The organism is Phytohabitans flavus (assembly GCF_011764545.1).
GTDB lineage: Bacteria > Actinomycetota > Actinomycetes > Mycobacteriales > Micromonosporaceae > Phytohabitans > Phytohabitans flavus.
Genome location: NZ_AP022870.1, coordinates 3,973,911 through 3,995,440, shown reverse-complemented (window position 1 = coordinate 3,995,440; position 21,530 = coordinate 3,973,911). Strand labels below are relative to the sequence as shown.

General features: G+C 71.3%; 17 protein-coding genes and 1 pseudogene. 11 read left to right on the top strand and 7 right to left on the bottom strand.

Going from position 1 to position 21,530, the window contains the following annotated elements; all coding sequences use genetic code 11:
• Positions 1–11 precede the first annotated feature (11 nt).
• On the bottom strand, positions 12–806 hold the full coding sequence (locus Pflav_RS17345) for an ABC transporter permease (RefSeq protein ID WP_173037095.1): 795 nt from the start codon (positions 804–806) through the stop codon (positions 12–14).
• Positions 803–1,702: an ABC transporter ATP-binding protein gene (locus tag Pflav_RS17340; protein WP_173037094.1), complete on the bottom strand. Its 900-nt coding sequence runs from the start codon at positions 1,700–1,702 to the stop codon at positions 803–805. The genes Pflav_RS17345 and Pflav_RS17340 overlap by 4 nt, the downstream gene beginning before the upstream one ends.
• A gap of 150 nt (positions 1,703–1,852) precedes the next feature.
• Between Pflav_RS17340 and Pflav_RS17335 the strand changes: the two genes are divergently transcribed.
• Both Pflav_RS17335 and Pflav_RS17330 read left to right on the top strand, forming a co-directional pair.
• Positions 1,853–3,082, top strand: coding sequence for a sensor histidine kinase (locus Pflav_RS17335; RefSeq protein ID WP_173037093.1), 1,230 nt, complete (start codon positions 1,853–1,855; stop codon positions 3,080–3,082).
• Entirely contained in the window at positions 3,061–3,774 is a 714-nt protein-coding gene (locus tag Pflav_RS17330; RefSeq protein WP_173037092.1) for a response regulator transcription factor, read from the top strand. Before Pflav_RS17335 ends, Pflav_RS17330 begins: the two co-directional genes overlap by 22 nt.
• 72 nt (positions 3,775–3,846) lie before the next feature.
• Here the strand turns inward: Pflav_RS17330 and Pflav_RS17325 are convergent, their stop codons facing one another.
• Complete coding sequence (locus Pflav_RS17325) at positions 3,847–4,521, bottom strand: DUF305 domain-containing protein (protein WP_173037091.1); 675 nt, start codon at positions 4,519–4,521, stop codon at positions 3,847–3,849.
• Between the two features lie 158 nt (positions 4,522–4,679).
• Between Pflav_RS17325 and Pflav_RS17320 the strand changes: the two genes are divergently transcribed.
• The 4 genes from Pflav_RS17320 (at position 4,680) to Pflav_RS17305 (ending at position 9,341) form a co-directional block, all read left to right on the top strand.
• Positions 4,680–6,098: an LVIVD repeat-containing protein gene (locus tag Pflav_RS17320; RefSeq protein ID WP_173037090.1), complete on the top strand. Its 1,419-nt coding sequence runs from the start codon at positions 4,680–4,682 to the stop codon at positions 6,096–6,098.
• 206 nt (positions 6,099–6,304) lie between these two features.
• A complete protein-coding gene (locus Pflav_RS17315; protein ID WP_232071525.1) occupies positions 6,305–7,378 on the top strand; it encodes a lytic polysaccharide monooxygenase auxiliary activity family 9 protein in 1,074 nt (357 codons plus the stop codon).
• Between the two features lie 120 nt (positions 7,379–7,498).
• Positions 7,499–8,029, top strand: a complete 531-nt coding sequence (locus Pflav_RS17310; RefSeq protein ID WP_173037088.1) for a SigE family RNA polymerase sigma factor — start codon at positions 7,499–7,501, stop codon at positions 8,027–8,029.
• 103 nt (positions 8,030–8,132) lie between these two features.
• Positions 8,133–9,341 (top strand): hypothetical protein, encoded by a 1,209-nt coding sequence (locus Pflav_RS17305; RefSeq protein WP_173037087.1) that lies wholly within the window; start codon positions 8,133–8,135, stop codon positions 9,339–9,341.
• A gap of 7 nt (positions 9,342–9,348) precedes the next feature.
• Here Pflav_RS17305 and Pflav_RS17300 read toward each other — a convergent pair whose 3' ends face one another.
• Positions 9,349–9,663, bottom strand: a complete 315-nt coding sequence (locus Pflav_RS17300) for a type II toxin-antitoxin system PemK/MazF family toxin (RefSeq protein ID WP_173037086.1) — start codon at positions 9,661–9,663, stop codon at positions 9,349–9,351.
• A gap of 276 nt (positions 9,664–9,939) precedes the next feature.
• Between Pflav_RS17300 and Pflav_RS17295 the strand changes: the two genes are divergently transcribed.
• Together Pflav_RS17295 and Pflav_RS17290 are read left to right on the top strand one after the other, a co-directional pair.
• Positions 9,940–10,221 carry an adhesin gene (locus tag Pflav_RS17295; protein ID WP_173037085.1) on the top strand — a complete coding sequence of 94 codons (282 nt, stop codon included), beginning with the start codon at positions 9,940–9,942 and terminating at the stop codon, positions 10,219–10,221.
• A 509-nt stretch (positions 10,222–10,730) separates the two neighbouring features.
• Entirely contained in the window at positions 10,731–11,954 is a 1,224-nt protein-coding gene (locus Pflav_RS17290) for an IS110 family RNA-guided transposase (protein ID WP_173032861.1), read from the top strand.
• Between the two features lie 409 nt (positions 11,955–12,363).
• On the opposite strand, the gene Pflav_RS17285 is transcribed toward Pflav_RS17290, so the two are convergent.
• The 3 genes from Pflav_RS17285 to Pflav_RS17275 form a co-directional block, all read right to left on the bottom strand.
• Positions 12,364–12,945, bottom strand: coding sequence for a LuxR C-terminal-related transcriptional regulator (locus Pflav_RS17285; RefSeq protein WP_173037084.1), 582 nt, complete (start codon positions 12,943–12,945; stop codon positions 12,364–12,366).
• The gene (locus Pflav_RS17280) at positions 12,843–13,655 is read right to left on the bottom strand and encodes a response regulator transcription factor (protein ID WP_173037083.1); all 813 of its coding nucleotides are present in this window, start codon (positions 13,653–13,655) and stop codon (positions 12,843–12,845) included. The genes Pflav_RS17285 and Pflav_RS17280 overlap by 103 nt, the downstream gene beginning before the upstream one ends.
• A 112-nt stretch (positions 13,656–13,767) precedes the next feature.
• Entirely contained in the window at positions 13,768–14,697 is a 930-nt protein-coding gene (locus Pflav_RS17275; protein ID WP_462933157.1) for a methionyl-tRNA formyltransferase, read from the bottom strand.
• A gap of 97 nt (positions 14,698–14,794) precedes the next feature.
• Between Pflav_RS17275 and Pflav_RS17270 the strand changes: the two genes are divergently transcribed.
• The 3 genes and pseudogenes from Pflav_RS17270 to Pflav_RS43685 all read left to right on the top strand — a co-directional run.
• Positions 14,795–16,078: a lysine N(6)-hydroxylase/L-ornithine N(5)-oxygenase family protein gene (locus Pflav_RS17270; RefSeq protein ID WP_173037082.1), complete on the top strand. Its 1,284-nt coding sequence runs from the start codon at positions 14,795–14,797 to the stop codon at positions 16,076–16,078.
• A gap of 32 nt (positions 16,079–16,110) precedes the next feature.
• Entirely contained in the window at positions 16,111–17,127 is a 1,017-nt protein-coding gene (locus tag Pflav_RS17265) for an iron-siderophore ABC transporter substrate-binding protein (protein WP_173037081.1), read from the top strand.
• Positions 17,124–21,383: pseudogene (locus Pflav_RS43685) on the top strand (amino acid adenylation domain-containing protein); the annotation flags it as partial. The gene Pflav_RS17265 and the pseudogene Pflav_RS43685, both read left to right, overlap by 4 nt.
• Between the last annotated feature and the right edge of the window lie 147 nt (positions 21,384–21,530).

Sequence of the window (21,530 nt, the reverse complement as noted above, 5' to 3'; positions counted from 1 at the left end):
CCTGTATACCGCTAGGAGACCTCGCGCCGGAGGAGCCGCACCAAACCGGCGATTAGCGGCACAACCAGCCAGAGGCCCACCGAGGCGGCGAGCTTGGCCCAGCCGTCGCCGGCCATCGTGTTGTCCACGAGCGGCTGCGAGGTCACGCTGAGGTCGAGCCAGTCGGACGCCGAACGGATCGCGTCGATCATGCCGGTGAGCACGCTCCACACGGTCGGCAGCAGGAAGTACAGGACGATGGCGAGCGCGGAGTTCATCAGCAGCATGCCGAACGCCACGCCCATGGTCATGTTGATCAGCTGGAAGAGCACCGCGCTGCCCAGCGCGCCGGCCGTCATGTGCCAGCTGCCGTCGCCGTCGAAGAACGTCATGCCGAACGCGTTCCCGACCGCCGCGAAGATCAGCCCGGCGGCGACCGAGGCGGCGGCGAGCGCGAAGCCGGCGAGCACCTTGGCGGCGGCGACCCGCTCCCGCTCCGGTACCAGCGTGTACGTGGTCAGCGCCCCGCGCTGGGTCCACTCGCCGGTGACCGCCAGGATGCCGATGACCGGCAGCAGTACGCCGGCCGGCAGCATCGTGGCCTGGAAGATGCCGTAGAACGTGAGGTCCGGCGGGTCGGCGAAGATCAGCGTGACCACGACCACCGCCGCGTACGCGAGCGCGGTCACGGCCAGCAGCCAGAAGCCGGCCCGCGTGTCGGTCATCTTGCGCAGCTCGACGAGCGTGAGGCGGCCTATCGAGGGGCGGGTGGCCGTCGCGGCGTGCGGCGTCGGGATCGCCGGTGTGGCGGTGGCGGTCGCGGTCATCGGGCGGCCTCCTTGGCGGCTCCGTTGGTGGTCAGTTCGAGGAAGAGTTGCTCCAGCCCGCCCCCGTCGGCCGGGCGGAGCTCAAGGAGGACGAGGTCGGCCGCGGCGGCGGTACGGCCCACGGTCTCGGCGTCGGCCTGTGCCACGAAGGCGCCGTCCGCGGTACGGGTGGTAGTCACGCCCGCGGTGGTCAACGCCCACTCGAGCTTCTCGGGCTCCAGTGCGCGTACCCGGATGCCGGAGCCGGCCAGCAGTTCGTCCTTGGTGCCGTCCGCGACGACCCGACCGCCCCCGATGACGACGAGGCGGTCCGCCACCGCCTCGACCTCGCGCAGCAGGTGCGAGGAGAGGAGCACCGTGCCGCCCCGGTCGGCGAAGTCGCGCAGCACCGTGCGCATCCAGAAAATCCCCTCCGGGTCCAGGCCGTTGGCCGGCTCGTCGAGGATGAGCACGCGCGGGTCGCCCAGCAGCGCGTGCGCGAGGCCGAGGCGCTGGCGCATGCCCAGCGAGTACTGGCGGACCCGCTTGCGACCGGCCTTGGCGTCCAGCCCGACGAGGTCCAGCAGCTTGTCCACCCGGCCCCGGTCGACGCCCATGACCTGGGCGGCCAGGCTCAGCGTCTCCCGACCGGTGCGGCCCGGGTGCTGGGCGGAGGCGTCCAGGAGCACGCCGACGCGGCGGCCCGGATTGGGCAGCCGCCGGTACGGCATGCCGTCCACCGTCGCCGTGCCTCCCGTGGGCGGGGTGAGGCCGGTGATCATGCGCATGGTCGTGGACTTGCCGGCGCCGTTCGGCCCGAGGAACCCGGTCACGGTCCCCGGCTCGCAGCGGAATGACACGTCGTTCACGGCCGTGTGCGGGCCGTACCGCTTGGTCAGATGCTCCACACTGATCATGCGTCCAGCCTGCGGCCGCGACCGGTACCCCGCGTCGGACCGAGGTCGGCGGCGCGTGACCGAGGGCTCGTCCCGCGCGACCGAGGTCTAGGGACCGCATTCGACTTTGGTCGGATGCCCCGGGCACGCGACAAGTCGTACCATTTGATCATGGTTGGTGCGGCGACGCCCGAATACCGTGCGCTGCTGCCCAGCGCCCTACTGGCAGAGTCCCGCCCGGAGGGGCGGGTACGCCGCACGGCCCGCGACTGGTTCGTGGACGTGGTGTTCTTCCTGTTCGCGGTCGGCCTCGCGCTGCTCATTACCGCGGCCGGCCTCGAACAGGGCGTCGACGAGCCGCGCAGCATGATCGACCTCGGGCTCGGCCTGCTGTGCTGCGCCGGGCTCTGGGTGCGCCGCCGCTGGCCGGTCACGCTCAGCCTCGTCGTGAGCGCGATCGGGGTCTGGTCGGTGACGAGCGTGGGCGCGGCGGTGGTCGCGTTCTTCACGGTGGCGGTGCACCGGCGGGTCGTCGTGACGCTCGCGGTCGGCGCCGTCGGGCTCGCCGGTGGCTACCTGTTTCCGCTGCTCCGGCCGGAGTGGGCCACCGGCAGCTACTGGGTCGAGCAGGCCTGGGCGGCCGTCGCCGTCGCGCTGGTGCTCGCCTGGGGCCTGGTGGTCCGGGCCCGCCGCCAGCTCGTCCTCTCGCTCCGGGACCGCGCCCACCGGGCGGAGGCCGAGCAGCAGCTCCGCGTCACCCAGGCCCGCCAGGCCGAGCGGGCCCGCATCGCCCGGGAGATGCACGACGTGCTCGCCCACCGGATTTCACTGCTGAGCCTGCACGCTGGCGCGCTGGAGTTCCGGCCGGACGCGCCGCCGGCGGAGGTGGCCCGCGCGGCCGGCGTGATCCGGGACAGCGCCCACCAGGCGCTCCAGGAGCTGCGCGAGGTGATCGGCGTGCTCCGCGCCGACGACCTGACCGAGGACGCGCCCGACCGCCCCCAGCCCACGCTCGCCGACCTGCCCGGCCTCGTCGACGAGTCGCGGGCGGCCGGCATGCGGGTCCGCCTCGACCGGCGGGTGGACGACCTGGCCGAGGTACCGGTGGCGGTGGGGCGCAATGCGTACCGGATCGTGCAGGAAGGCCTGACGAACGCCCGCAAGCACGCGTACGGTTCCACTGTGGACGTGATCGTGGCGGGGGCGGCCGGCGACGGGCTCTCGGTCGAGGTGCGCAACCCGTGGCCGGTGGGTGTGTCATCCGAGCCGGAGATCCCCGGTGCCGGTACCGGCATCGTGGGCCTCACCGAGCGGGCCACGCTCGCCGGCGGGCGGCTGGAGCACGGCCGTACCGCGTCCGGCGACTTCCGGCTGTGGGCGTGGCTGCCGTGGCCGGCGTGAGCGACACCGGCGCCCCGACCGCCGGCACCGGCGCGCCGATCAGGGTGCTGATCGTGGACGACGACGCGCTGGTGCGCGCCGGCCTCGCCATGATCCTCGGCGGCGCGACCGACATCGCGGTGGTCGGCGAGGCGTCCGACGGTGCCGAGGTGGCCGCCGCCGTCCGCTCGTACGCGCCGGACGTGGTGCTCATGGACATCCGCATGCCCCGCCTCGACGGGCTCGCCGCCACCGAGGGGCTGCGCCGCCGGCCGGAGCCGCCCGAGGTGATCGTGCTGACCACCTTCCACGCGGACGAGTACGTGCTGCGCGCGCTCCGGGCCGGTGCCAGCGGCTTCCTACTCAAGGACACCCCGCCGGCCGAGATCCTGCGCGCGGTGCGCCGGGTCGCGGTCGGTGAGCCGATGCTCTCGCCCGCCGTGACCCGGCGCCTCATCGACCACGTCAGCGACACCGGCGCCGACGGCCGCCGCCGGTACGCGCTGGAGTTGCTCGGGCGGCTGAGCGAGCGGGAGCGGGAGGTCGCCGTCGCGGTCGGCCGAGGCAAGTCGAACGCGGAGATCAGCGGCGAGCTCTTCATGAGCGTGGCGACGGTCAAGGCGCACGTGTCCCGGGTGCTGACCAAGCTCGAGCTCAACAACCGGGTACAGGTGGCGCTCCTCGCGCACGACGCCGGGCTCACTCTCCCCTGAGCCGCGCCGGCGTCCGTGGTCCGACACACCCGGGAGCTGCCACCGGAAGATCCACTACCTGCCTGTTCGGACTTACAGGGAAATCTGCCGCATGCGGGCGATCTCGGCCTGCTGCTCGGCGGCGAGGCCCGTGGCCAGCGCGTTGAGCTGCTCGTCGCGGCCAGAGTGGAGCACGTCCGTGACCATCGCGATCGCGCCCTCGTGGTGGGCGACCATCATGTCCACGAACATCTTGTCGAACGCGTCACCCTTGAGGCTGGTCAGCGCCCGGATCGCCTCGGGCGGCTGCATACCCTGCATGCCGCCGTGGTCGTGGCCGCCCGCCGGCTCCTCGGTCAGGGTGCGCTGCTTCAGCCAGCTCCGGAAGTACGCGATTTCCGGCTTCTGGGCGGCGGTGATGCGCGAGGCCACCGCGATGATCTGTGGGTGTTTGGCCCGGTCTGGGGCCAGCGCGGCCATCTCCAGAGCCTGGCTGTGGTGCGGGATCATCATCCGGATGAAGTTGGCGTCGGCCTCGTTGTAGAGGCTGCCGTCCGGGGCGGGAAGCTGGTCGGAGGAGACCACCGAGGCGCTCTCGCCGGGCCGTCCGGGCACGACCACGGGTACGGGCGACCCGGTCGGGCTCGGCGTCGCGCTCGCCGCCGGCGGCCCGTCGTCGGGGCCCGCGGCGCGCACCCCCAAAGCCACCGCGATGCCGGCCACCGCCACGACAACGGCGGCGACAATCGCATATCCGCGACGGCCCATCAGATCAACCTCCCGAGGTCAGGTGCCGGCGATGGTATATCGCCATCATGTACATCCGAGTGACTGCTGTCACATCGACGGCTACGATGCCCCGGTAAGTTGTGCTCCAACCTGGAGCCCTTTCGCAGGTGAAAGGGCCTGAAAGACGGGGTATGCCCATGTTCAGATCCGCCCCACAAGGGTTGCGGCGGCTCAGTGCCGTCGCGACGGCCGCGTTCGCCCTTACGTTGGCCGCCGCGTCCGTCGCCTCCCCGACGAGTGCGCAGTCGCCGTCCACCAACGAGATCCCCGGCGTCGACGAGATCGTCAGCAGCAGCAACATCCGTCAGCTGGCGAACGTGCCGCTGTCGGGCCCCCTGGCTACCGGTATCAACTCCGACATCGCGTTCCAGGGCAAGTACGCGTTTGCCGGCAACTACAACGGGTTCGCCGTATTCGACATCAGCCGGCCCAGCAGCCCGCGCCTGGTCTCCCAGGTCGCGTGTATCGGTGGGCAGGGTGACGTCTCCGTCTACGGCAACCTGCTCTTCACGTCGGTCGACTCCTCCCGCAACAACGACTCCTGCACGAGCACGGCCCAGTCGGCCGCGATCAAGGAGTCGTGGGAGGGCATCCGCATCTTCGACATCAGCGACGTGCGCAACCCGCGGTACGTCAAGTCCGTGGAGACCAACTGCGGCTCTCACACGAACACCTTGGTGCCGAGCAAGGACCACAAGACGGTGTACATCTACGTCTCGTCGTACTTCCCGTCGGCCACGCTTCCGGACTGCCAGCCGCCGCACGACCTGATCTCGATCATCAAGGTTCCGGTGAAGAAGCCGACCGACGCCGCTGTCATCGCGACGCCGAACCTCTTCCCGGGCGACACCGGCAACCCGCCGGGGACGCCCAGCACCGAGACCAGCGGCTGCCACGACATCACCGCTTACGCGTCGAAGGACATCGCCGCCGGTGCGTGCATGGGCGACGGCATCCTGCTCGACATCAAGCGGCCCGAGTCGCCTCGGGTGATCACCCGGGTCCGTGACACGGTCAACTTCGCGTTCTGGCACTCGGCCACGTTCAACAACTCCGGCACGAAGGTCGTCTTCACCGACGAGCTTGGTGGCGGCGTTGGCGCCGAGTGCAACGACGCTGTCGGCCCGGTCAAGGGTGCCGACGCGATCTACGACATCGTCGGCAAGGGCGACCGCCGGCGGTTCGAGTTCAAGAGCTACTACAAGATCCCGCGGGCGAACGCGGACACCGAGAACTGCGTGGCCCACAACGGCTCCCTGATCCCGGTGCCCGGCCGTGACATCATGGTCCAGGCCTGGTACCAGGGCGGCATCTCGGTGTGGGACTTCACCAACTCGTCCCGCCCGAAGGAGATCGCCTACTGGGAGCGTGGCCCGCTCTCGGACACCCAGCTCGTGCTGGGTGGTTCGTGGTCCGCGTACTACTACAACGGCCACATCTTCTCCAACGACATCGTCAAGGGTCTCGACGTCCTCCAGGTGCGGGACTGGCGGCTCTTCGGTGCCGAGTTCAACCGGTTCGACGTGCTCAACGCGCAGAGCCAGCAGCGCTACTGAGCCCGGTACCAGCGGCGGGCCCGGCCTCTTCGGAGGCCGGGCCCGTTTGTCTACCTAGGTATTCGCATGTTTCAATGATCGCGCGCGAGTGGCCTTTCTCGACCGCGAAGGCGTGCCGGGCCCGGGTGTTAAGCGGCGACACCCCCGGCGAGCGCCCTCGCCTGTCCGGGCGACGACCCTTTGCACCCGGCACGAAAGGCAACGACGTGAAAGCGAGACGCAGGTTGGCGGTGCTCGCCGCCGCCGCGCTGCTCGGCAGCGGGCTGCCGCTGCTGCTCCTGAAGCCCAGCCCGGTGGAGGCGCACGGCGCGTTCGTGTCCCCGGCCACCCGCACATACCAGTGCTATGTGGACGGTCGGGCCAACGGCGGCGGCGACCTCAACCCGACCAACCCGGCCTGCGTGGCCGCCGTGGCCCAGGGCGGTAAGCAGCCGCTGTGGGACTTCTTCGCGGTCCTCCAGAGCAACGCCGGCGGCAACCACCGCGCGATCATCCCGGATGGCCAGCTCTGCGGCGGCGGCACCACGAAGTACGCCGCGTACAACGCGGCCCGCACCGACTGGCCGACGACCAGCGTCCAGTCCGGTGGCACCATGCAGTTCCGGTACAACGCGTGGGCGCCGCACCCGGGCACGTGGTACCAGTACATCACCAGGGACGGCTACGACCCGACCCAGCCGCTGAAGTGGTCGGACCTCGAGGCGACGCCGTTCGACCAGGTGACCAACCCGCCCACCCAGGGCGGCCCGTCCGGGTCCGAGTACTACTGGAACGCCCGCCTGCCGGTGAAGCAGGGGCGCCACATCATCTACTCGATCTGGCAGCGGTCGGACAGCCCGGAGGCGTTCTACAACTGCGTGGACGTGCAGTTCGGCGGTACGCCGCCCACCTCGCCGCCGCCCACGACCACCCCGCCGACCACCCCGCCGACCTCCGCCCCGCCGACGTCGCCGCCGCCCGGTGGCACCGGGGCGTGCACCGGGACCACGCGGATCACCAGCCAGTGGTCCGGCGGGTTCCAGGGTGAGGTGACGGTACGCAACAACGGCACCGCCGCGCTCAACCCGTGGACCGTGAATTGGACGATGCCGACCGGCGCGACCATCAACAGTGGCTGGAACGCGACGGTCACGCAGAGTGGTACGGCGGTAACCGCCCGGCCGCCGTCGTGGGGTGGTACCAGCCTCGCCGCCGGCGCGTCCGTCACGATCGGGTTCGTGAGCAGCGGCTCGCCCGGCCCGACCGGGATCCGCCTGAACAACGCCGCCTGCACCGCGTAACTCTCTGTAGAGAGCGGGCCTCCGGAAAGGGAGGCCCGCTCATTTTTCCGCCGCCGGCGCAACCCTCCCGTGACCCTCGCTCGTCATCGTGGGTGAGGGTTGTCGGGAGGAGTACACCGGATGCGGGCGGACGACACGTCCGAGTACGTCGAGTTCGTCTCGGCGCGGCTGGCCCGATGGCACCGCGCCGCGTACCTGCTTTGCGGCGACGAGCACCGCGCCGACGACCTGGTGCAGACCACGGTCACCAAGCTGTACGTGCACTGGGCGCGGGCCCGGAGCGCGGACAACCTCGACGGGTACGTGCACCGCATGCTGGTCCGCGCGTACATCGACGAGCGGCGGCTGGCCTGGTCGAAGGTGTGGCTGATGTCGGCGACCCCGGAGCGGGGCGCGTCCGGCGACACCGGAGTGGAGGAGCGCGACCTCGTCGTGCGGGCGCTCGCCGAGCTGCCCAAGGGCCAGCGGACGGTACTGGTGATGCGCTTCCTCTGTGACATGCCGGTGGAGAGCGTGGCCGCGGCGATGCGGTGCTCCACCGGCAACGTGAAGGCACAGACCGCGCGCGGCCTCGCGACGCTGCGCGCGCGGCTCGCCGATGCGCCGTTGGCCGGGGCGGGCACGGGCAAGGGTGGGGGATTCGCCGAGTGAGCAATGAGGACGAGGAGCGGGCGGACGACGTTCGCGTGCTGCTGGAGAGCGCCCACGTGCCGCCGGCCCACGCGGACCTGGCGCGGGCCATCGAGGCCGGGGAGTGCAGCGGCGCCGCCGGCGGTACGCGGCCGTCGCCGCCGCGACCGCCTTCGCGCTGGCCGGCACGGCCGTGGCGGGGCAGGTGCTGGGCCGCAGCGGCGACGGCGACCGGGCGGCGCCGATCGGTGAGACGGTGACCGGGATGCCGGCGCCGGCGCCGGCGCCGTTCAGCGCGTGCACGGTATCGGTGCTGCCGGCGCCGCCCGGCAAGGGCGTCCTGAGCGGGGAGGTGGTCGCCGACCCCACCGGCCGGTACGCGGCGGCGAGCCTCGTCCAGCCCGACGGCACGATCCGCCCGGTGCTCTGGACCGACGGCGAGCCCACCGTGCTGCCCGGCGCCGGCGGCAACGCCCAGCCCCGCGCGGTCAACTCCGCCGGCGTCGTGGTCGGCACCTCAAGCTCGGACGGCGGTGCCCCGATGGCCTGGATCTACCGCGACCGCCACGTGGTCAAGCTGGCCCCGGTGACCGGGTACGACTGGTGGGTGCCGCTCTCCGTCGACGAGCGCGGTGACGTGACCGGCGAGGCCTGGCGCGGCATGCGGTTCGCGGTGGTGTCCTGGGCGTATGCCGAGCCGCTGGAGAAGCCGGTGCTGGTCACCAAGCCCGCCGACGTGCGCGGCTCGGGCGTGGGCGGGGACGGCACGGTGGTCGGTACCCGCGGCACGGGCTTCGCGCCGTACGCCTGGCACGTCAACGGCAGCGGCCGCACGCTGGAGCTGCCTCCGGGCGCGGCTACCGGGCAGGCCCTGGCCGTGCGCGGCGGCTGGGCCGCGGGCTGGGTCGGCCTGAGCGCGGAGGTCGTCGCCTCCAAGCGCCCGGTCGCCCCGCGCGTGCAGGGCACCGAGCCGGACCGGAAGGTGCTGGACATGCCCGGCACGGCCACGGGCGGCAAGGTGATCACCGTGCCGGCCCGCTGGGACCTGCGCACCGGCAAGGTCACCCACTGGCCCGCCCGCACGACGCCGGCGACCGCGGTGAACGCGTCCGGCTGGGTGGCCGTGCCCGGCGACGGCGGCCCCGCGGTCGTCTCGCCGGACGGCAGGACGACCGCGCTACCCGGCCCGGCCGACGGCTACCCGACCGCGCTGAGCGACGACAACCGCCGCCTGTACGGCGAGCGCGTCCCGCTGGGTACGGGAGTCGACGCGCGCGCGAAGGAACGCATCAGCAAGGGCGCCGCCGCCGAGCTGCTGATGTGGCGCTGCTGACCGCCGCTCACAGCTCGAAGAGGCTGCGCAGCGCGTCGTCCACCCGAGACAGGCTGGCGCCCGTGATCATGCCGAGCCGCTCGGCGCCGGCCGTCACCGGGAGGCGGCGCATGCGGTTGACCACGACCACGCCCGAGACGGGGTCGGTCTCCGAGAGCGGCACCGCGAACGGCGGAAGGTCCGTGGTGCCACGCTGCCGCACGACAGGTGCGCAGTAGGGGGCGGCGTTGGCACGCTCGTTGTGCGTGTCGCCGGAGAGCACGACAACCCGGTACCGCAGATCAGTGCGGTCGCCGATGGTCCACACCTCACCGCGGTTCACGGCCCGATGCTACGCCCGCGAGTAGGCGATCAGGGGTGCGGGACTCGCGCGATACGTTCGCGGATCGGCGGGAGTTGGCCGATGTCGCCCCTGTCGCCGCTGGTGGCGCGAGACGGAAGGTGTCGGACATAGGATGTTCACTGGGCCTTTCGCCGCCGAAAGTGGCATATCGATGTCGTCAAGACGAGGTTCGGTCGGCGGATCCCTGGGTATGGCGGGCGGGACGCTGCATGCAGAAGAAGACGTCGCACGCAGAAAAACTGGAGGGAGCTTCCGATGCTCACGCTGACCGACAACGCGGTGGCGGTGATCCGTAACCTCACCGAACAGCCGCAGGTGCCCGAGGGCGCCGGCCTGCGCATCGCCACGGACGCCACCCAGGGCGCGCTCATGCTCACGCTCGCGGCCGAGCCAATGGAGGGCGACGAGGTCCGCGACGAGGCAGGCGCGCGCGTGTTCCTGGAGACCGAGGCGGCCCGCATCCTGGACGACAAGTCGCTGGACGCGGCGGTCGACTCGAACGGCGCGGTCCAGTTCGCCGTGGGCGAGCAACCCTGACCCCGGAGGGCCCGCGGCCCAGCCGCGGGCCCCGCGCTCCGCTTTCGGCCGGCCGGGTTGATCAGGGACTTCGTGGAGTGGCGCGCCGCCCGACACGCCCACCAACTCCCTGATCGACGGGGATAGATGTTTTTCGGGCTCGGGGTTACGGTCGATTTCTTTAGGCGGGTATTTGCCCCGGTCCGCGTCAGTTGCGGGCCGTATGCTCCCGCGGGCACCGCGCAGGTCGGCGGCTCGCTGGCGCTCGCCGAGATCCCCGACCTAATAAGAGCAACCGGGTAGGGCGGCAGTCATACTCGGCTCCGGTAGCCGCCGGCGGGTGAGCACTTCCCTGACCAGGACGTTGAGTCCTCAGCGCAGATCGTGCCCCCGTTGGTGGTCGGGAGACAGGACCGCTGATGGGATGTCGTGCCTCGCTGACTGTGGCGTGAGCACTCGTTTATTAGGTCGCTGGTAGTTCTCCGCAGGCTCGCCGGAGCAGATCTGTCCGCTATGGATTGGAGTCGAGTTTGCTGTTCGTCGGAGATGACTGGGCGGAGGATCACCACGACGTCGAGTTGCAAGACGAGACGGGCCGGGTGTTGGGCCGGGCGAAGCTGCCTGAGGGTGTGGCGGGTATCGGGCGGCTGCACGCGATGATCGGCGAGCACCTGGGTGAGGACGACGAGGCGACGGTGGTGGTCGGTATCGAGACCGACCGCGGCCCGTGGGTGCAGGCGCTGATCGCGGCCGGCTACCAGGTTTATGCGATCAATCCGCTGCAGGTGGCCCGGTACCGTGAGCGTCGTGGTGTGTCGGGTGCCAAGAGCGACACCGGTGACGCACATGCCTTGGCCGACATGGTGCGCACCGACCGCCACCAGCTGCGCCCGGTCGCCGGGGACAGCGCCCAGGCCGAGGCGGTCAAGGTCCTGTCCCGTGTGCATAAGACGCTGATTTGGGACCGTACCCGGCAGATGCTGCGGCTGCGTCACGCGCTGCGTGAGTTCTTCCCGGCCGCGCTGGTCGCCTTCGACGATCTCACCGCCCCGGAGGCCCTTGAGCTGCTGGGCGCCGCGCCGGAACCGACCGCAGCCGCCGCGCTGAGCACCGAACGGATCAACGAAGCGCTCAAGCGCGCACGCCGCCACGGCAGGGCAGCCAAGGCCGAGGCCATCGCGGCCGCGTTGCGGGCCGAGCATCTGGGCCAGCCCCCAGTAGTGGCTACCGCCTTCGCCGCGACCGTGCGCGCGCACGTGGCGATCCTGGGCACCCTCAACGCCGAGATCAAGACCATGGGTAAGGAGATCGAGGCCCATTTTTCCGAGCACCCGGACGCTGAGGTCTACCTTAGCCAGCCCGGCCTTGGCGTCGTGCTCGGCGCCCGGGTGCTCGCCGAGTTCGGCGACGACAAACAGCGTTACGCCGACGCAAGAGCACGCAAGAACTACGCCGGGACCAGTCCGATCACCCGCCAGTCCGGCAAGAAGAAGGTTGTGCTGGCCCGCTACGTCCACAACGACAGGCTGGTCGACGCCCTCGGCCAGCAGGCCTTCACCGCACTGAACAACTCACCAGGCGCCCGCACCTACTACGACCAACTCCGGGCCAAAGGCGTCGGCCACCGCGCCGCGCTCCGCCAGCTCGGCAACCGTCTCGTCGGCATCCTCCACGGATGCCTCAAAACAGGCAAGCCATACAGCGAAGACATCGCCTGGGCACACCACAGAAAAGATCTTGACACTGCCGCTTGACAACAAATCCACATGGGATGTCTGCGCTGCCGGGTCCGCGGTCCAAGCCCAAACCCCGACCCGGCGTTGGTGATCAGTAGCGACCTTGCCGCGAGAGATCGTGGTATCGAACCGCCCCTGGAGAGGCAACTAAATACCACGATCTGCCAGACGGCCGCCCGTAACAGCATTGATCAAGGCAAACCGAGCGCCCTTCGGGCGCCTGTCTGCCTTGAATGGACCCAGCGCGACCGCCGAGCCAGTCAAGGTTGGGGCGGGCGCATTGGTGCGCCCAGCTCCAGAGGCCCGCCGACTGGTGGCCCACCGCCGGTCTGGCGGGTGCCTGCAGGCGGGGCGGGGTTGTGAAACAGCGGAGGGTGAGGCCGCGGGAGCGACGGTCTGGACCACGACGGACGTCGCGGTAGCTCAGTTAGGGGTCTAGGAGTTCTAGCAGGCCTAACGCGTGGGCTGTGGCTAGGGCGCCGGCTCGGTTTCGGGCGCCTAGCTTGCGGAAGAGTCTGGCTTGGGTGTTTTCCACCGTCTTCTCTGCTATGCCTAGCGATCTGGCGGTTTGTCTTACGCTGTGGCCGGCGGCTATCGAGCGGAGGATGTCGCCTTCGCGGATCGTCAGTTCGGGGAGGCCGCTGTCTGCCTCGCCGGCGTGGGTGCCGGCGGCGGCGATCAGCCAGTTCGCCGCGGCCGGGTCGATGGTCAGGTGGCCGGCCGCGGCGAGGGTGAGGGCCGGTACCAGGGCCTCGGCGATCCGCTCGGCCGCCACGATGGCCACCGCGCCCCGGCCGAGCGCGTCCAGTGTCTCGCCGCGGCTCATCGGGCGGCTGGTCACCACCATGATCGGCACCCGGGCGTCACCGAGCCGCTGCCAGGCCTCCGGCGTCGGGTCCACCAGGATCACCGGCACCGTGCCCGAGCCGGCCTGGTCCCACAGGTCCAGCCCCTCGTCGCCGTTGCCGCCGTCGGTGACGAACGGGATGTGCTGGGCGAGCAGCGCCACCGCCACGTCGTACCGGGCGGGCACATCCGGTCCACAGAGGACGGCCAGGGTGAGGCCGCCGGCCGCGTACACCCGGGGCGGGGCAGCGGTGCCCGGTTGACCAGGCCGAGCGTGATGGCGCGGGCGATCGCGTGGCTCTGGCTGGTGACCGCGAGCTTCTGGTAGATCCGCCGCTTGCAGTTCTCCACCGCGAACGGCGTCATGTTGAGCAGCTCGGCGATCCGGCTGACCGGGTGCCCCGCGGCGGTGAGCGTGATGATCTCCCGTTCCTGGGCGCTCAGCCCGTCCGGCGCCGGTACCGCCACGCCCGACCGCAGCGTGTCGGCGTGCTGGTGCAGCAGCATGAGCAGCGCGTCCAGCCCGTGCGAGCAGGGGATCAGCGTGTCCACCCCGACCTGCCGGCTGCCGGACATGTCGGCGGGGGAGAGCCGTTCGTAGATCACGACGAGCCGGATGCGGTCGTAGCGGGTGCGCAGCGTATGCAGGAGGGGCAGCGCCTCGCCCACGCCGGCCACCGCGTCGTACACGACGAGGTCGGGTCCACAGAGGTCGCAGAGGCCGAGCAGGGCCGGGTCGTCGGCGACGTGCCCGACCACCGTGAACTCCGGCTGCCCGGACAGGCAGACCGCGAGCGTGTCCCGGAACAGGCGCCGGGGTGAGCGGATCGCCACCCGTACCAGATGTCCGATCGGTGCCGAAACCTGTCCCATACCGGCCTCCCCGGCGGTCAGGACTACGTTTCCACTTTGTTACATAGAGCTAGATGAGTGTCAAGCGAAGGGAGGCCGGCCCTAGGGGATTCTTGCGGCTAGGGGTGCGCGGTCAGGTACCCGCCCATGGTCGTGAAATGGTCGAGCGCGGGCAGTTCGGTGCCGTCGTCCAGCCGTACCCGCTGGATGAGAAGGCCGTGGTTGCGGCCGTGCCGGGCGTCGGCGCCGGCCACGACGACCACGCCGTCCCCTCCCGGATGAAGATCCGGCCCGGCGTGCCGCCGTAGCGGCCGGCGGAGACCGATGCCGACAGGATGCGCAGCCGCTGGCCGCGGTGGTACGTGAACGCGTTCGGGTACGGGTCGGACTGGGCGCGTACAAGCCGCTCGATGTCCTGAGCGGGCCAGCCCCAGTCGATGCGGCTGTCCTCGATCGATCGCTTGTGGAAGAAGCTGGCCTTGGTGCGGTCCTGCTTGACCCAGTCGGTGCGTCCGCTTGCGATCAGCGCGAGTCCGTCCACAGTGATCGGTCCGAAGAGATCGAGGGTCCGGTGGAAGAGGTCGGTGGTCGTGTCGGTCGGCCCGACCGGGACTGCCCGCTGAAGCACGATGTCGCCGGCGTCGAGGTCGTCGTCCATCATGTGCGCGGTCACGCCGACCTGCTCCTCGCCGTTGATCAAAGCCCAGATCAAGGGCGCGAAGCCGGCGTACGCGGGCAGCAGCGAGTCGTGCACGTTGAGGGTGCCGAGGCGGGGCAGCCGGAAGATCTCCGGGGGGATCCAGGTGCGCCAGTTGGTGGCGACGATGACGTCCGGCTCCACCTCGCGCAGCCGCTCGACCAGGCTCTCGTCGGGGCGGTTGCGGATCTCCACGGGTACGCCGTGCTTCTCGGCCAGCTCGGCGACGGAGTCGTCCCAGATCTTCTCGTACGCGTGGTCGCTCTTCGGGTGGGTCACCACCAGCACGACCTGGTGACCTGACTCCAGGAGCGCCTGGAGGGTGCGGTGCCCCCAGGTCTGGTACCCGAACATCACGACCCGCATGGATTGCCCTCCAAAGTGTGATCAGTTAAGCAAGGCTTGCCTAACACGGTAACTTAAGCAAGGCTGTCCTAAGTCGCAACCGAGTGATGGGGCAGGCATGTCGCAGGCGGTACCCGTGTACGACCTCGTCGGTGTCGGCTTCGGGCCGTCGAACCTCGCACTGGCGATCGCGTTGACCGAACACAACGCGGTATCCCCGGACAAGACCACCGGCGTTTTCCTGGAGCGGCAGCCACGGTTCGGCTGGCACCGGGGCATGCTGATCGAGGACGCGACAATGCAGGTCTCGTTCCTCAAGGACCTGGTGACGCTCCGGAACCCGACCAGCGAGTTCTCGTTCCTGTGCTACCTGCACAGCAAGGACCGGCTGATCGACTTCATCAACCACAAGAACCTCTTCCCGCTCCGCGTGGAGTTCCACGACTACCTCGAGTGGGCGGCGGCCAAAGTGGACGACCTCGTCTGCTACGGCCACGAGGTGATCAGCGTGGAGCCGGTCGACGGCGGATACCTCGACGTGACCGCCCGCAGTCGCGACGGCGTCAACGTCTACCGCGCCCGTAACCTCGTGTTCGCCACCGGGCTGCGCCCGCACATGCCGGCCGAGGTGGCGCCGTCCGAGCGCGTCTGGCACAACCGTGACCTGCTGGAACGCGCCGCCGAGCTGGAGGGCGGCAAGCGTTTCGTCGTGGTCGGGGCGGGGCAGAGCGCGGCCGAGGTTGCGGCGTTCCTGCACGAGCGCTTCCCGGCCGCCGAGGTGTGCGCGGTCTTCGCCCGGTACGGGTACAGCCCGGCCGACGACAGCGCCTTCGCCAACCGCATCTTCGACCCCGCCGCGGTGGACGCCTTCTACGACGCGCCGGCGGACGTCAAGCAGTCCCTTGTGGACTACCACGGGAACACGAACTACTCGGTCGTGGACATCGACCTCATTGACGAGCTGTACCGGCGGGTCTACCGCGAGAAGGTGCTCGGCGCGCAGCGGCTGCGGCTGTTCAACGTCTCCCGCGTCACGGACACGGTCGAGACCGCGTCGGGCGTACGGACCACAGTGGAGTCCCTGGCCACCGGTGAGCGGACGGTGCTCGACGCCGACGCGGTGATCTACGCCACCGGCTACCGGCCGGCGGACCCGGGCCCACTGCTGGCGTCCTGCCCCTGCGACCGCGACGAGGCGGGCCGGCTGCGGGTGGGGCGGGACTACCGGGTGGTGACCGATCCCGCGCTGGGACCCGGCATCTACCTGCAGGGCGGCACCGAGCACACACACGGCATCACGTCGTCGTTGCTCTCCAACACCGCGATCCGGGCCGCCGAGATCCTGGCCTCGATCGCCGGCGCGGGGGTGCCGGCCGCCGCCCCGCAGTACACGACTGCCTGACTGACTGTTCGGACAGATATTCGAGGAGCGACATGTTGCGATCACGCCTGCCCTTCGTCGCCGCGCTCGCGGCCGCGCTGGCCCTGGGCGCGTGCGGTTCCGATTCCGCGGACTCCGCCGGCTCCGGCGACGGGGCCGCGCCGACCGCCGCGGCCAACGCGTTCCCGGTGACGGTGGCGCACAAGTACGGCAGCACCGAAATCAAGTCGGCGCCCACCCGCGTGGTGACGCTCGGCCTCAGCGACCAGGACGCGGTACTCGCACTCGGCACCAAGCCGGTCGGCGCGGTGGACTGGTTCGGCGAGAAGCCGTTCGGCAAGTGGCCGTGGGCCCAGCCGCTGTGGGGCTCCAACCCGCCGGAGATCGTCGGCGAGCGGGACGAGTACAACTTCGAGAAGATCGCCGCGCTCAAGCCGGACCTCATCCTGGCCCAGTACAGCGGGATGACGAAGGAGAACTACGCGACGCTGTCCCAGATCGCGCCCACGGTGGGACAGCCGGCGAAGTACGCGGACTACGCCGCGCCGTGGCAGGACATGACGCTCGCGATCGGCCAGGCGCTCGGCAAGGAGGCCGAGGCCAAGGAGCTGATCGCCGGCATCGACAAGCGCTTCGCGGACGCGCGTACGCAGCACCCGGAGTGGGCCGGCAAGACGGCGGCCGTGGTGGACCCGTTCGAGCCCGGCCAGTACGCGGTCTTCGCCGGCAGCGACCCGAAGGCGGTCTTCCTGACCGAGCTCGGCTTCAAGATCCCGGACGAGATCACGAAGCTCGCCGGCGCGGAGAACGCCACCGTCGTCAGCTCCGAGCGCCTCGACCTCGTCGACGTGGACCGGCTGCTCTTCCTCAGCGGCGATCCCACGGCTGAGTCCCGGGTCAAGGCGGACAAGGTCTACGCCGGGCTCGCGGTGGCCAAGGAGGGACGGGCCACGTTCCTGCCGTACGAGGAGCCGCCGCTGGGCGGGGCGCTCTCGTTCAACACCGTGCTGAGCATCCCGTACGCGATCGACCAGGTGGTGCCGATCCTCGCCGGAGGCAACAACAAGTGAGCACTGGAGCGACCTGGCCGGACCTGTTCGAGGCGCGGGTGCGCGCGACGCCGGACGCGGTGGCCCTCGTCTTCGAGGACACCGCCCTGACGTACGCCGAGCTCAACGCCCGCGCCAACCGGCTGGCCCACGCGCTCGTCGCGCGCGGGGTCGGTGCGGAACGGGTGGTGGGGCTGTCACTGCCGCGCTCGGTCGACATGATCGTCGCCGAGGTGGCCGTGCTCAAGGCGGGTGGGGCGTACCTGCCCCTCGACCCGGACTACCCGGCCGAGCGGATCGCCTTCATGGTGGCCGACGCCGCGCCGGTCCTCGTCCTGGACGACCTTCTTGAGATCGAGGCGCTCACTGCGGGCCAACCAGACACCGATCCGGCCAGGTCGCTCCACGTCACCAACGCCGCCTACGTCATCTACACCTCCGGCTCCACCGGCCGTCCCAAGGGCGTCGTGCTCTCGCACACCGGCGTCGCCAAGCTTGTCGCCACGCAGGTGGAACGGTTCGGCGTCGGGCCGCACAGCCGTGTGCTCCAGTTCGCGTCGCCGAGCTTCGACGTCGCCTTCTGGGACCTGTGCCTCGGCCTGCTCTCCGGCGGGAGGCTGATCGTCGTACCCGCTGAGCGGCGGGTGCCCGGGCCAGCGCTGACCGAGTACATCCACGCGCACGGCGCCAACTTCATGATCCTGCCGCCGGCGCTGCTGGCCGCGCTCCCCGCCGACTGCGTGCTGCCCGAGGGGGCCACGCTGCTCGCCGGCACCGAACGGGTCGCGCCCGAGCTCGTCGCGCGGCACGCCCGCGGCCGGCGGATGTTCAACGCCTACGGCCCGACTGAGGCGACAGTCAACTCCACATTGGGCCTCTGTGATCCGTCCACTGTGTCATCGTCTGTCCCCATTGGAGTCGCCGACCCCGGGACGACCGCGTACGTCCTCGACGCGCGGTTGCGGCCAGCTGCGGAGGGGGAGCTGTACCTCGGCGGTGCCGGGCTGGCCCGCGGCTACCTGGGGCGTTCCGCGCTGACCGCCGAACGGTTCGTCGCCAACCCGTTCTCGCCGGGCGACCGCCTCTACCGCACGGGCGACCTGGTACGGGTCCTCGATGACGGGCGGCTGGACTTCGTCGGGCGGGCCGACGACCAGGTCAAGGTCCGCGGGTACCGGATCGAGCCGGGCGAGGTCGAGGCCGTCCTCGGTGCGCACCCGGCCGTCGCGCAGGTCGCGGTCGTCGCGCGCGAGCAGCGGCTCGTCGCGTACGTGGTGCCCGCCGTCGGTGCCGAGCCGGACCCGGCGGCCCAGGTGGACGGCTGGCGGGAGGCGCACGACGCGCTCTTCGAGGCCGAGTCCGGCAACCCGTTCGCCGGGTGGAACAGCAGCTACGACGGCGAATCGCTGCCGCTTCCCGAGATGCGGGCCTGGCGGGACGCCACCGTCGAGAGCATCCTCGCACTCCAGCCGCGCCGGGTCCTGGAGATCGGCGTCGGGAGTGGACTGATCCTCAGCGCGGTCGCCCCGCACACCGAGGCGTACTGGGGCATCGACCTGTCCGCCGAGGCGATCCGGCGGCTGAGCGAGCGGTTCGCGGCGCTGTCCCATGTGGAGCTGCGTGCCCAGCCCGCGCACGACCTCGGCGGGCTGCCGCACGGCTTCTTCGACACGATCGTGCTCAACTCGGTCGCCCAGTACTTCCCGAGCGCCGCGTACCTCACGTCCGTGCTCACCACCGCGCTCGGCATGCTCGCGCCGGGTGGCCGGATCTTCGCTGGTGACATCCGCAACCACCGCCTGCTGCGCCACTTCCGCGCCGCCGTCGAGGCGGGGCGCGGTGGCGGACCGGCCGACGTCGACAGGGCCGTCGCCTGGGAACGCGAGCTGCTGCTCGACCCCGACTACTTCACGACCCTGCCCGCGATCGCGGATCTGCGAGTCAAGCGGGGTCGCTATGTCAACGAGCTGAGCCGGTACCGGTACGACGCCGTGCTCTCCTCGGTGGTGCCGGACCTGCCCGCGCCGCCGGAAGTACCGTGGCCCTCCAGTGAGGCGGCGCTGCGGGCCGGGCACTTCGAACGGCTCCGGGTCACCGGCATCCCCAACGCGCGCCTGGCGATCGGCGGCGTCGAGCCGGACTACCTGCACGACCTCGCCGCCGAGCTGGGCTACGAGGTCGCGGTCACCTGGGCCGGCGACGGCCTGGTCGGCGAGCTCGACGCGGTCTTCGCCCGGCCCGGCACCGGCTTCGGGACCGTGTACCGCCCCGGCCGGCGCGCCAGCCACCCGCTCGCGAACACGCCGGCCGCCTTTCACGACGTGAACGCGCTCGTGCGGGCCGTCCGCTCGTACGCCCGGGAGCGGCTGCCCGAGTACATGGTCCCGGCCGCGATCGTGCCGCTGCACCGGCTGCCGGTCGCCACCAGCGGCAAGCTCGACCGCAAAGCCCTGCCCGCGCCCGACTTCGCCGCCCTCGCCACCGGCACCCCGCCCCGCGACGCCCGCGAGGCCGCGCTCTGCGGGCTCTTCGCCGAGGTGCTCGACCAGCCCGGCGTCGGTATCGACGACGACTTCTTCACGCTCGGCGGCGACAGCATCGTCGCGATCCAGCTGCTGATCCGGGCCCGCAAGGCTGGCCTCGCGCTCTCGCTGCGCGACATGTTCCGGCACCGCACGGTAGCGGCGCTGGCGGCGGCGGCCGGTACCGCCGCGTCCACCGTGGACCTCGTTTCCGTGGCCCTGGAGCCGCTGCCGGACGAGGTGGGTGCGGCCGAGGTGCTGCCGCTCTCGCCCCTACAGGAGGGCTTCTTCTTCCACGCCCACCTCGACCCCGCCAGTGCCGTGTACGCCGTCCGGCTCACCGTCGACCTGACCGGGCCGCTGGACGTACCCGCGCTGCACCGGGCCGCGCAGGCGCTGCTCGACCGGCACGCGCCACTGCGCGCCACGTTCCGCCAGCGCCCCGACGGCCAGGTCGTCCAGCTGATCACTCAGTCAGGGTCGCTGGAGCTGCCGTGGTCCGGTGTGGACACCCCGTTCGACCTCGGATCCGGGCCCCTCGTCCGGGTGGCGCTGATCCCGCGCGGGCCCGAGCGGCACGAGCTTGTCCTGCGCTTCCACCACATCGTCGCCGACGGCTGGTCGGTCTCCGTCCTGCTCCGCGAGCTGCTCGCCCTCTACGGCGGCACCGACCTGCCGGCTCCCACCCCGTACCGCGACTACCTCGCCTGGCTCGGCGGGCGGGACCGCTCGGCGGCGACCGCGGCCTGGCGTACCGCGCTCGACGGCCTGGACGAACCCACCCGGCTTGTCGACGCGGCGGTCACCGGGTCGCCGCGCCACGAGGAGGTACGGGTCGCGCTGCCCGAGGAGGTCACGGCCGGCCTCGCCGCCCGGGCCCGCGAGCGCGGCCTCACCCTCGGCACCGTCGTGCAGGGCGCCTGGGGACTGCTGCTCGGCCGCCTCACCGGCCGTACCGACGTCGTCTTCGGCACCACCGTCTCCGGCCGCACCGCCGAGGTCGACGGCATCGAGTCGCTGGTCGGCCTGCTCATCAACACGCTGCCGGTACGCATGCGCTGGCGCCCCGGCCAGTCGCTCGCCGGCGCGCTCGGCACCCTCCAGGCCGAGCGGGCCGCGCTCCTGGACCACCAGCACGTGGGCCTCGCCGAGCTTCAGCGGATGGCCGGGCTCGGCGACCTCTTCGACACGATCGTCGTGCTGGAGAACTACCCGGTCGACGGCGACCTCGCCGACGCCGGCGGCACGCTCCGCGCCGGCGTACCGGACTATGTGGACACCGGCCACTACCCCTTGGCGCTCATCGTGATGCCGGGCGATCGCCTTGAGCTGCGGCTCAAGCACGACGCCGCGCGGCTCGACGGCTTCGGAGTCCGGGACATCGCCGCGCGGCTCGGCCGACTGCTCGCCGCGTTCGCCGTGGACCCAGACCGGCCGGCCGCCCGCGTCGACCTAGCCGTAGACGTGGAAGCGCCGCTTGCCGGGGACGTACGGGAGGTGCCGGAGGCGACGCTCGTCGCCACGTTCGAAGAGCAGGTCGCGCTCCGTCCACAGGCGACCGCGCTGATCGCCGGCGACGAGCGGGTGTCCTACGCCGACCTCGACGCGCGGGCCGGCGTGGTCGCTGGGCGGCTGCGGGCCCGCGGCGTACGCCCCGGGCAGGTCGTCGCCGTCGCCATGCCGCGCTCGGTGGAGCAGATCGTCGCGCTGCTCGGCGTGCTCAAGGCCGGCGCCGCGTACCTGCCGGTCGACGCCGACTACCCGGCCGACCGGATCGCGTTCCTGCTCGCCGACTCCGGCGCCACTCTCGTCCTGCGCGACCTCGACGTGGACGGGCCCGAGGCGGTCGGGCCGGCGCCGCGCCCCGGCGACCCCGCGTACCTGCTCTACACCTCCGGCTCG

Coding starts and splice junctions, on each gene's coding strand:
- Pflav_RS17270 (WP_173037082.1), top strand. CDS start 14,795: ATGTCGCAGGCGGTACCCGTGTACGACCTCGTCGGTGTCGGCTTCGGG.
- Pflav_RS17280 (WP_173037083.1), bottom strand. CDS start 13,655: ATGGGACAGGTTTCGGCACCGATCGGACATCTGGTACGGGTGGCGATC.
- Pflav_RS17275 (WP_462933157.1), bottom strand. CDS start 14,697: ATGCGGGTCGTGATGTTCGGGTACCAGACCTGGGGGCACCGCACCCTC.
- Pflav_RS17310 (WP_173037088.1), top strand. CDS start 7,499: ATGCGGGCGGACGACACGTCCGAGTACGTCGAGTTCGTCTCGGCGCGG.
- Pflav_RS17295 (WP_173037085.1), top strand. CDS start 9,940: ATGCTCACGCTGACCGACAACGCGGTGGCGGTGATCCGTAACCTCACC.
- Pflav_RS17345 (WP_173037095.1), bottom strand. CDS start 806: ATGACCGCGACCGCCACCGCCACACCGGCGATCCCGACGCCGCACGCC.
- Pflav_RS17340 (WP_173037094.1), bottom strand. CDS start 1,702: ATGATCAGTGTGGAGCATCTGACCAAGCGGTACGGCCCGCACACGGCC.
- Pflav_RS17335 (WP_173037093.1), top strand. CDS start 1,853: ATGGTTGGTGCGGCGACGCCCGAATACCGTGCGCTGCTGCCCAGCGCC.
- Pflav_RS17265 (WP_173037081.1), top strand. CDS start 16,111: ATGTTGCGATCACGCCTGCCCTTCGTCGCCGCGCTCGCGGCCGCGCTG.
- Pflav_RS17325 (WP_173037091.1), bottom strand. CDS start 4,521: ATGGGCCGTCGCGGATATGCGATTGTCGCCGCCGTTGTCGTGGCGGTG.
- Pflav_RS17320 (WP_173037090.1), top strand. CDS start 4,680: ATGTTCAGATCCGCCCCACAAGGGTTGCGGCGGCTCAGTGCCGTCGCG.